Consider the following 10,898-nt stretch of genomic DNA (forward strand, 5'->3'; position numbering starts at 1 on the left):
ATGTTCCAATGGTCAAAAAAGGTAGTTAAATCCGTTACGTTCAATCCAGAAATTGCTGATGAGAGCTTGTTAGCGCAGGTGGAAAACTACTTAGAGACACAGCCAGATAAAACTTTCAGTGACCTGTGCAAAGAGGCTCTTTGGAACTTTTTGTGTGTCCCAGAACCTGTACAACTAACTTCTAAGATAGCAAATGTAACCACGGTTGAACAAAAAATCGGTGAGATCCAAAATCAAATAGCTGGTTTTGAAGAACGTTTTTTCGCTAAAGAGTCTCATCGTTTGGAGTCTATGGAAAGTCAAATGTTGCAACTTACTCAACAAGTAGCAAAGTTGACAATCATCCTGAATCAGGAACCACTTACTTGTATTCCTTCTGATAGCGTTAGCGTGGCGCCAGCCATACCTCAAGAAGTAGACCCTGTAATTAGTCGTATTGGTCAGTTTCTTGATGATTTCTAAGAAAAAACCAGGAAGAACCTAGTTTTTACTTCGAGAAAAATTCTTAACTAAACTACCATGAGTCCCACCCATAAGCCATTTCGGCATTATTGGTGGGATATTTTGTTTATTTGACCTTGACCACAAAGATGTAGATAAGTAGGTTAGCATTGAAAATCGTCGTTATGGCACTAGGCAAGAGGCAAGAGGATTTGGACGATTTTAATTTTCGTTACATATTACTCTTCGAGAAGCCGCTCCGCGTCTACGGTTTTTTTCCGTTCACCTACTTAGTTCTCGATAAAAGTAGTAAATAGAAATTTTTGGCATTGCTTACAAAGATTGGAAAACTTTCGTCGCATTTGTTGAAAAAATTCTCAGAGAATTTGCAGAAAACTATCTAATTAATTTTGTCTGATTACTTATCAATAATCATCAGTCACATCTGCGGAATGTCCTTTGGTAGATAAACTTAGAGGTTGTTTGAAAAGTATTATATGAAACCCATAATCTCCAAAAACCTAACCCCCCTCCCCCCCTTCCCTACAAGGGAATGGGGGTTTTAAAGCCTCTCCCCTGGTAGGGGAGAGGTTTGGAGAGGGGTCTGTTTACACATTAAAAACTTTTAAAACATCCTCTTATACAAATTCTATAAATGTATCAAAAGTATTGCAATTCATTGAACATGGTTGTTCGCTTTTATTCATAATTAATAAAAACTTATCCCCAATTTAAAAATCCATGATATAAAAGTAAATAAAACTTAATTTTTATTCATCCAAATGCTAAATGACTCCCCTACCTTACCCAAATTCAAAGATCTACTAACCCAAAAAATTTTCTTAGGTAATAAACCTAGTGCTGAGTTAATAGCAATTCTTACCATCTATTTTGTTCAAGGCATCTTGGCATTATCCCGTTTAGCTGTTAGCTTTTTTCTCAAAGATGAATTGCTATTAAGTCCAGTGCAGATGTCAGCAATCGTGGGCATCAGTACCATACCTTGGATGACTAAGCCATTATATGGTTTTATCTCTGATAGTTTACCATTATTTGGCTACCATAGAAAGCCTTATATAGTCCTATCTGGAATTTTGGGAAGTGCGGCTTTGGTATGTTTAGGAACAACAGTTCATACTAGCACAACAGCCACAATTATGATTGTACTTTCTTCTCTCTCTGTAGCTATTAGTGATGTGATAGTTGATTCCATAGTAGTTGAAAGAGCTAGAAGTGAATCAGAAGCCAAAATAGGTTCTTTACAATCTCTTTGTTGGGGTAGTTCAGCTATAGGTGGCTTGTGTACAGCTTACCTTAGCGGCTTACTTTTAGAATATTTTACCAACCGTACAGTATTTTTAATAACAGCATTATTTCCGCTAATTATCTCATGTGTAGCTTGGTTAATTTCCGAAAAACCTATTAATAAAGATGATAAAAAAAGCAATAACACAAAATATCAATTAGGACAGATACGCCAAGCTATTACGCAGAAAGCAATTTGGCTACCAACAGCATTTATATTTGTTTGGCACGCTACACCAAATGCCGAATCAGCATTTTTCTATTTTACAACTAACGAACTACAATTTCAACCAGAATTTTTAGGGCGAGTTCGGTTAGTCACCAGTTTGGCTTCCTTAATTGGAGTTTGGGCTTTTCAACGTTACCTGAAAACTATCCCCTTTAGAATTATGTTTAGTTGGGGGATTTTTCTATCCACAGCTTTAGGAATGACAACTTTATTATTAGTAACTCATACCAACAGACTTTTAGGAATAGATGATCATTGGTTCAGTTTAGGTGATAGTTTAATTATTACTGTGATTGGGCAAGTTTTATTTATGCCTATATTAGTATTATCAACAAAACTTTGTCCTCCCGGCATAGAGGCCACATTCTTTGCTTTAATAATGTCTGTATTTAATTTAGGAGGAACAGTTTCTTACGCATTAGGATCAATCATGATGAAATGGTTGGGAATCACAGAACATCAATTTGATTCATTATGGTTGTTAATCATTATTACTAACTGTAGCTCACTTATCCCAATATTTTTTATTAACTGGCTACCAGATGCTAAAATTGAGATTGACCATAGTCAATCAATCTAGTTTTTCAGCATAGCAAACAAAAAATGCAAATATTAGAACCCCAAAATAGTCAAGTTTTAGAGAAATCCTACACCCTCAAAGACTGGCAAGGAGGATATGAATCTCTTACCGAAGAATATGACTATTGGATTGATGATATAGAAGGAGAAATTCCTCCAGAACTAGCAGGAACATTATTTAGGAACGGGGCTGGTTTATTAGATATCAACAAGCAAAGATTACATCATCCTTTTGATGGTGACGGAATGATTAGTCGCATTACATTTACCAATGGCCGCGCCCATTTTCGTAACCGATTTGTGCAAACAGCCGGTTATTTAGCAGAACAGAAAGCTGGTAAAATTCTTTATCGTGGTGTTTTTGGTACACAAAAACCTGGTGGTTGGTTAGCTAACATTTTTGATTTAAAAATTAAAAACATTGCTAATACAAATGTGATTTATTGGGGTAAAAAACTCTTAGCATTATGGGAAGCAGCCGAACCTTATTCACTTAATCCCCAAACCTTAGAAACATTAGGAAATGAATATTTTAACGGCGTTTTATCCAAAGGAGAAGCCTTTAGCGCCCACCCACGAATTGATCCAAATGGCACCTTAGTCAACTTTGCTATTAAACCGGGACTATCAACCACAATTACAATCTTTGAATTGAACACAAATGGGGAAATTACCAGCAAACAAAATCATAGCGTTCCTGGTTTTTGTTTTATTCATGATTTTGTAATTACAGAAAATTACTGTATCTTCTTTCAAAATCCTGTTGATTTTAACCCCATACCTTTTGCTTTGGGAATATCCAGCGCAGCCCAATGTATTAAATTTCAAAAAAATCAACCCACAAGAATTATTATTATCCCTCGCAAAACACAAACTAAAAATGTCAAAGTTTTAGAAACCCAAGCCGGTTTTATTTTCCATCATGTTAATGCTTTTGAACTGAGAAATGAAATTATCATTGATTCTATCTGCTATGAATCATTAACAGAAGTCGAACCCAATAGCGATTATCGAAAAACTGATTTTGATACGAATTCACCTCCCCAACTATGGCGATTTAATCTGAATTTATCAGAGAATAAAGTGCAAAATCAGTTAATAGATCCTCGTCCTACTGAATTTCCCACAATTCACCCGAATTACGTAGGTAAATCCTATCGTTATTTATATAGTGCTGCCGCTCATCAATCAACGGTGAACGCACCATTACAAGCCATTTTTAAGGTAGATTTAGAGTCAGGAAGAAAACAACTATGGAGTGCAGCACCGCGAGGTTTTATAGGGGAACCAATTTTTATTCCTCGTCCAAATTCCCAAACAGAAGATGATGGGTGGTTAATAGCGTTAGTTTATGATGCAGAACATCATCGTTCTGATGTAGTGATTTTAGATGCTGAAAATCTGGAAAAAGAGAAACCAGTTGCAAAACTACATCTGAAACATCATATTCCCTATGGTTTACATGGGAGTTTTACACAAGAGACATTTATCGAAAATTTGGGTTGAGTCCATTTTAACTAGTAATCCTCAGATCCCCGACTTCTTCGAGAAGTCGGGGATATCGCGGAGTATCTTACAAAAAAATAAAACTGTAACAAAAACTACAAAATTGATATCTTTTCTCAAAAAGAGGGTAAGCTAACTATATCAATCCGGTTTACGAAGATACCGTGACGAGGAGTAAGAATTATGGTAACAACGTCTCTCCCACTTATGGAAACTCAATCTTCAGCCTACATTTGCCCTTATGATCAAGCTTGTAGCTATTTAGAATGGGCGGCTAAAGAATTAAAATTAGATCAAGGTATCGTAGAAATACTCAGTCATCCGCGAAAAGTTGTTACAGTTTCCATTCCCATAAAAATGGATAATGGGGAAGTGCGGGTTTTTGCCGGACACCGGGTACAACATTCGGATATTTTAGGACCCTATAAAGGTGGGATTCGTTACCATGAAGCGGTGACATTACGGGAAGTATCCGCCCTAGCAATGCTGATGACGTGGAAATGTGCATTGTTAGGCATTCCCTATGGTGGTGGCAAAGGGGGAATTCCCATAGACCCCAAAAAGTTCAGTGTGGGGGAATTAGAACGGATTAGTCGTCGTTATATTAGTGAATTAATTAAAGACATTGGACCATCCGTAGATATACCCGCACCAGACATGGGAACATCAGCGCGGGAAATGGCATGGATGATGGATACTTACTCTGTCAATGTTGGTCATTCTGTCCCCGGAGTAGTTACAGGTAAACCCTTATCTATTGGTGGTTCCCTGGGACGAGAAATGGCGACTGGACGCGGTGTGATGATTATTGTCCGTGAAGCACTTGCAGATCAGGGTAAATCCCTTGTGGGAGTAAGGGTAGCAATTCAAGGTTTCGGTAATGTGGGCGGGGCTGCGGCAGAATTACTACACCAAGAAGGAGCGAAAATTATCGCTGTTTCCAGTGGTGCGGGTGGTATATTTTCTGAAGCTGGCCTTGATATTTCCGCTGTCAAAGCCTATGCTGCTGCAAATCGTCGCAGTGTGGTGGGATTTCCCCAAGGAACACCCATTAGTAATGCAGACTTATTAACTTTACCTTGCGACGTCCTGATTCCTGCCGCTTTGGAAAACCAAATTACCGCAGAAAATGTTCATCAAATTCAAGCCAGATTTGTTGCAGAAGCTGCTAATGGTCCTGTGACTTTGGAAGCTAACCGCGTTCTAGAAGCCCAGGGAGTGACTGTGTTACCGGATATTTTAGCCAATGCTGGGGGTGTAGTAGTCAGTTATTTGGAATGGGTACAAGGTCTTTCTTACCTATTCTGGGACGAAGAACGAGTCAACCGGGAAATGGAACATTTGATGGTTCAGGCTTACCGCAAGGTGATTCATGAGTCGCAAGCACGGGGGGTAAATCTGCGGTTAGCTGCTTATACTTTGGGTGTAGGTAGAGTCGCGCAAGCTTTGAATGATCGGGGTTTGTATCCTTAGTTGTATTTGCAATTTAGTTTAATTGGGGTGTGTTATGGCTTTAGCCTAACGCACCTTTTTTTTAATCCCTGTACATCATCTACATATATAATCATTTTGTATAAATACTGATTGTTGATTATGCTACAACGAGTAATTATCAAGGGCTTCAAGTCCATTAAGACAATGGATCTTGAGTTGCGTCCCTTAAACATATTGATTGGAGCTAATGGAGCAGGTAAAAGTAATCTCATTTCCTTTTTTAAGATGCTGAATGAGATGATGGCCGGGCGACTTCAACAATATATCGGCATATCCGGTTACGCTCAATCCTTATTGCACTTTGGACCTAAGATAACACCGCAAATCGAGGCACAACTAGAGTTCAAGATTGACAATGGGAGTTTGGATATTATCTATACCATGTGTCTAGGTCATGCGGCAGGTGATACTTTGATATTTGCTGAAGAAACAGCGACGCGAAACGGCTTACACCTACCTCAACCTTCAACCACTTACTCGTTAGGTGCAGGACATCAGGAAACAAAAATCAACAAAGCAGCACAAGAAGGTACGCCAACAATTGCCAACGCTATCAAACATTTGCTCAATGGCTGTTGTGTTTACCACTTTCACGATACGTCATCTACCGCGCGAGTTCGTCAATCCTGTTATATTGATGACAACCGCTCGCTGGTGTCTGATGCTGGAAATCTAGCCGCATTACTTCTGAGATTTCGTGAATATCATAATACAGCCTATCAGCGTATTATTAAAACTATCCGTTTGATTGCCCCATTTTTTGATGATTTTGTTCTTGAGCCTAGAGCGAATAATGTTATTCTCAACTGGCAGGGAAAAGACTCAGATCAAGTATTTGGTCCACACCAGTTTTCAGATGGTACGTTGCGTGCTATATGCCTTACCACGTTGCTTTTGCAGCCAGAAGATGAACTCCCAAAACTAATTGTTGTTGATGAACCGGAACTTGGTCTTCATCCCTACGCGCTCAATGTTGTAGCTGCGATGTTTGCTAAGGCTTCCTATCATACACAAATTCTCATCAGCACCCAATCTACTTCTTTTTTAGATAACTTTAATCCTGAAGATGTAATTACAGTAGATAGAGTGGGTAAAGAATCGCAATTTAAGCGGTTAAATTCTGAAGAATTAGAAGCTTGGTTAGAAGAATATAGTTTAGGAGAAATTTGGGAGAAAAATATCATTGGTGGAGGTCCACACTAATGGTAAGACTCTATTTATTTGCAGAAGGACAAACAGAACAAACATTTGCTTCTATTATCCTGCAACCATATCTGACTCAATATCAAGTATTTATGCACCACCCTAGACTTATTGCTCATGGAAGAAAAAAGGGTAAAACTAATCGTGGTGGTAGTGGTTATGGTGATTATCAGCCAATGAAGAATGATATTTTGCGATCGCTTGCGGAGGATAAAAATACAGATGTTTTCTTTACAACGATGATTGATCTGTATGCAATTCATCATAATTTTCCGGGATTAGATGAAGCTGAAATCATGCGCCAAAATCCCACAAAGCGAGTCGAGTTTTTGGAGAAAAGCTTTGCTGATGATATTAATGATCCTCGATTCATACCGTACATTCAATTGCATGAATATGAGGCATATCTTTTTTCTGATCCTACTTGTTTTGAGTCCTGTTATGATAATTGCTCAGATAGGGTTGCAATTCTCAAGACTATTGCTGATAAACATGAAACTCCTGAGTTAATTAATGATAGCAGGGCAACAGCCCCCAGTAAACGTATTATTGCTCAATTTCCTGATTATGAAAGAGCAAAATCTACTTATGGTCCGCTATTGGCTGAATCAATTGGATTAGAAGTAATTCGGAATAAATGCCCTCATTTTAATTCATGGCTATTACGACTCGAATTATTGGGTAAATAAGGCATTGATACCCCGAACATTAATGGGGGTACATTTTTCTGTTCACGAAATGCGATCGCAGAATAAATTCTAATACAATTCATTGAATTGTATGAAGGATAAAAGCAATGAATCAGGGTAAAGCGCAATGCTAAACCCCTATCTAGAGAATCACAGGATTAAGCCATTTTGAGGGCAATTAATCAATTAGCGCGAAGCAACTTGTGGATCTGCCCAAATGCTACCTTTTTCACCAAAAGTCACAGCCTGATCACCTTCTGCCGAGATATCTACAGTTCTGCCATCATTAGCTACTTGTAACAAAGGCCAATTTTCTTCACCTAATTCACCAGCACGGAATAATACATTATTAGGCTGCTTTTTACTCCAACCTAACAAAATAGCTATTTTTTCGTGATCATCTTGTGATTGTACCGGACTAACCACATTGAGATGATCCTGTTGACGATTCCAAATTACAGCCTGATCTGTAGCATCTGCTGTATTAAAAATAGCCACAAACTTACGGGCGAGAAAGCGATCGCCTTTTTCAGACCAGCTAACAGGCACTAATACCCCAATTTTACCATCATTATCCCCTTGTGCTGACAAAATTGCCTGTCTTTTTAACAGGGGATCAATCACCACACTGGTTGATGTCATCACCCGTAACCGCTTAGTTTGTCTATCCTCCACAAACAACACGCTATTAACTCGGCTATTGTGCATTTCCGGTTTTACTTCCATTTGCACCCGACTATAAATCGCATATTTGCCATCAGGAGAAATCACCGGAATACTCCGATAGTAGCGAACACCAGAACCACCTTTAGCACCAATCGCTTCCTGAGTAGCCAGAATCCATTGCCAAGGTATCGGATGGGGACTACCTATAGGGTCAGTCTGTGCCATTTCCGACTCATTTGGCCGTTCACTAACAGGTATTTCTCCATTTTTAGGAGTAACTGTTGATATTGCTAATTCTTGAGATTGAGAATTCCCACTGACTGGAGAATTTAAATCAGTTTCTTCTTTGGCATCTTTTAATTTTTGAATTAAATTAGCTTGATTAATAGATGTCTTGCTTTGAAGTTGTGCAACATTAACTGATGGTACAGTTTTGCTAACAACATCATCCCCCAGTTGAGAATTTTCTCTTTCTGCCCCTGAAATAACTATATCTTTTGGTAATGACTGTATTCCTTCACCAACAAGTATTTTTCCTGTGTGAGAGTTAACTTGAGCAAATTGTAAATTTAACTGCCTCGTAGCAGCACTTTCTGCCAATTTTATCTGAGATTTGCTATTTTTCGCCCTACTATTTGCTACTTCTGATTGTTTCGCTAAGGTAGCATGAATAGACATTCCCAGGAAGGGTGAAATTACTATAACAATGGCAATGTACTTGAGAAATGGTTTAACACGGAACCATCCTGACACCAAAAGGGGTTTAAGCATGATGAGACTCTCTAGGGGCAGTTGCTAAGTGCGGGCAGTATCTATACAGGAATGAAAAAAAGCTATGACTATATGTTTACCAACAAACCAAAAGCTTCGACAAGATAATTGATTCAAATGTTGTATTGCTTTACAAAAGTTTTAGTATCACCATTTACCCCCTCATAATCTTTACATAATATCCAAAATAACGGGATTAAAGTTAACAGTAAATTACATCTGTTAATAACTGCCGTTATTATTGTTAGCATCAGTAACATCCATATTCAATTTAAGTGGAACATAGATGAATTTTTAATTGACTAAAGCTAGTAGCCAAGATTTAGAGATGCTCTTGCTCTTGAAAACATTCTTAGCTAAAGCCAGTCTAAAATAAGATACCCTGTTTATAGCCGGACCAACAGCGCGGGCTTTACCCAACTAAAACCTATCTATTGCTGGCAACTTGAGATTAACCGCTGCACAATCAACAATAAACAAAAACATTAAATTCATACACCCAACCTACAAACTGAAGTTTAGACTCGTAAATGCTGCGATTAAGCAAATACAGTTTATTTTTAACTTGGGTAATTATTGAATAATTTTGATTTCGTAGAGAAATAACTGACTGCAAAACACAGATAGACACACAAAAATCATCAATAGTAGATGCAAATGGCGATAGTTCAACTAATTACCGAAAGTATTATAATGTATTGAGGCTGTTTTCGCTGAACCAATAGTAAACACTATACCATCAAACTGCGAAAATTCCTTGCCCTTAATCAAAAATTCTCAACATAATTCTATTAATATTCAGATGTCGCAGTTGTCAGTGATGAGGAACACACTTACCATTGATTAATGACTCATGACTCGTAATTAATAATTAATAAGTAATGAAAATAGTATTTTTTGGCACTCCTGACTTTGCAGTTCCCACTTTGGAAAAACTCTTAGAAAACAAGGATTTTCACGTGATGTCCGTAGTCACTCAACCGGATAAACGTCGAGAACGAGGGAATAAATTGACACCTTCACCAGTAAAAGTCTTTGCTACAGATCATCATATTCCAGTATGGCAACCGGAAAGAGTTAAAAAAGATGTTGAAACCTTAACACAACTCAAGCAGATAGAAGCAGATATATTTGTGGTTATTGCTTATGGGCAAATTTTGTCTAAGAAGATATTAGATATGCCTAAGCTAGGTTGTATTAACGTTCATGGTTCAATTTTACCTCAGTATCGAGGGGCTGCGCCAATTCAGTGGAGTATATATAACGGAGAAAAAGAAACGGGGATCACAACTATGCTCATGGATAAGGGCATGGATACAGGGGATATGCTTCTAAAAGCGACTATACCAATTCAATTGCTAGATAATGCTCAGGTTTTAGCCGAAAAGTTGGCTATTACTGGTGCAGATTTACTCATAGAAACCTTATACAAACTAGAACGTCAAGAAGTTACACCGATTCCCCAAGATCATACCGCAGCTACTTACGCATCTTTGATTCAGAAGCCAGATTATAACTTGGACTGGGGACAAAGTGCCATCCAATTACATAATCAAATTCGCGGATTTTATCCTAACTGTACAGCAACTTTTCGCAACCAAGCATTGAAAATTACTGCTACTGTCCCCCTAGAAGATGCCTATATTCACGAGTTACCAGAGCCATTACCAGAAAAAATTCATAAAATACCCAATTTGTCAACCATATCAGGACAACCTGGAGAGGTAGTTAATATTACTAAAGGACTAGGAGCAATTGTCCAAACAGGGGTAGGTTTATTGCTATTGCGAGAAGTACAGCTAACGGGTAAACGTCCCCAGTCAGGATGGGATTTTGTCAATGGGACTCGGTTAACTGTCGGTGAGGTAATGGGTAATGGGTAATAGGTAATGGGTAATTGGTAATTGGTAATTGGTAATGGGTAATTAACAACTGACAACTGACAACGAACAACTGACAACTGACAACTGTACGGGCGAAGCATTTAGAGAACTATTTTTGGCAATGACCGATAA

The 10,898-nt window shown here is 38.2% G+C and carries 8 protein-coding genes; 7 read left to right on the forward strand and 1 reads right to left on the reverse strand.

Annotated features, from left to right (window positions below; genetic code table 11):
- From FJR06_RS16115 to FJR06_RS16140, 6 genes are all read left to right on the forward strand, one after another.
- Complete coding sequence (locus FJR06_RS16115; RefSeq protein ID WP_015078414.1) at nt 1-462, forward strand: hypothetical protein; 462 nt, start codon at nt 1-3, stop codon at nt 460-462.
- 761 nt (nt 463-1,223) lie between these two features.
- Nucleotides 1,224-2,555, forward strand: coding sequence for a folate/biopterin family MFS transporter (locus FJR06_RS16120; protein WP_168651800.1), 1,332 nt, complete (start codon nt 1,224-1,226; stop codon nt 2,553-2,555).
- A 23-nt stretch (nt 2,556-2,578) separates the two neighbouring features.
- A complete protein-coding gene (locus FJR06_RS16125) occupies nt 2,579-4,060 on the forward strand; it encodes a carotenoid oxygenase family protein (RefSeq protein ID WP_168651801.1) in 1,482 nt (493 codons plus the stop codon).
- Nucleotides 4,061-4,243: 183 nt separating this feature from the next.
- On the forward strand, nt 4,244-5,533 hold the full coding sequence (locus FJR06_RS16130; RefSeq protein ID WP_168651802.1) for a Glu/Leu/Phe/Val dehydrogenase: 1,290 nt from the start codon (nt 4,244-4,246) through the stop codon (nt 5,531-5,533).
- A 120-nt stretch (nt 5,534-5,653) separates the two neighbouring features.
- The gene (locus FJR06_RS16135; RefSeq protein ID WP_015078418.1) at nt 5,654-6,757 is read left to right on the forward strand and encodes an AAA family ATPase; all 1,104 of its coding nucleotides are present in this window, start codon (nt 5,654-5,656) and stop codon (nt 6,755-6,757) included.
- A complete protein-coding gene (locus FJR06_RS16140) occupies nt 6,757-7,446 on the forward strand; it encodes a DUF4276 family protein (protein WP_015078419.1) in 690 nt (229 codons plus the stop codon). Before FJR06_RS16135 ends, FJR06_RS16140 begins: the two co-directional genes overlap by 1 nt.
- A 186-nt stretch (nt 7,447-7,632) precedes the next feature.
- On the opposite strand, the gene FJR06_RS16145 is transcribed toward FJR06_RS16140, so the two are convergent.
- Nucleotides 7,633-8,883 carry a hypothetical protein gene (locus FJR06_RS16145; RefSeq protein WP_015078420.1) on the reverse strand — a complete coding sequence of 417 codons (1,251 nt, stop codon included), beginning with the start codon at nt 8,881-8,883 and terminating at the stop codon, nt 7,633-7,635.
- Between the two features lie 881 nt (nt 8,884-9,764).
- Here FJR06_RS16145 and fmt point away from each other — a divergent pair.
- Nucleotides 9,765-10,766, forward strand: coding sequence for a methionyl-tRNA formyltransferase (fmt, locus tag FJR06_RS16150; protein ID WP_168651803.1), 1,002 nt, complete (start codon nt 9,765-9,767; stop codon nt 10,764-10,766).
- Nucleotides 10,767-10,898 lie beyond the last annotated feature (132 nt).

It is taken from the genome of Dolichospermum sp. UHCC 0352 (assembly GCF_009711925.1).
Taxonomy (GTDB): Bacteria; Cyanobacteriota; Cyanobacteriia; order Cyanobacteriales; family Nostocaceae; genus Dolichospermum; species Dolichospermum lemmermannii.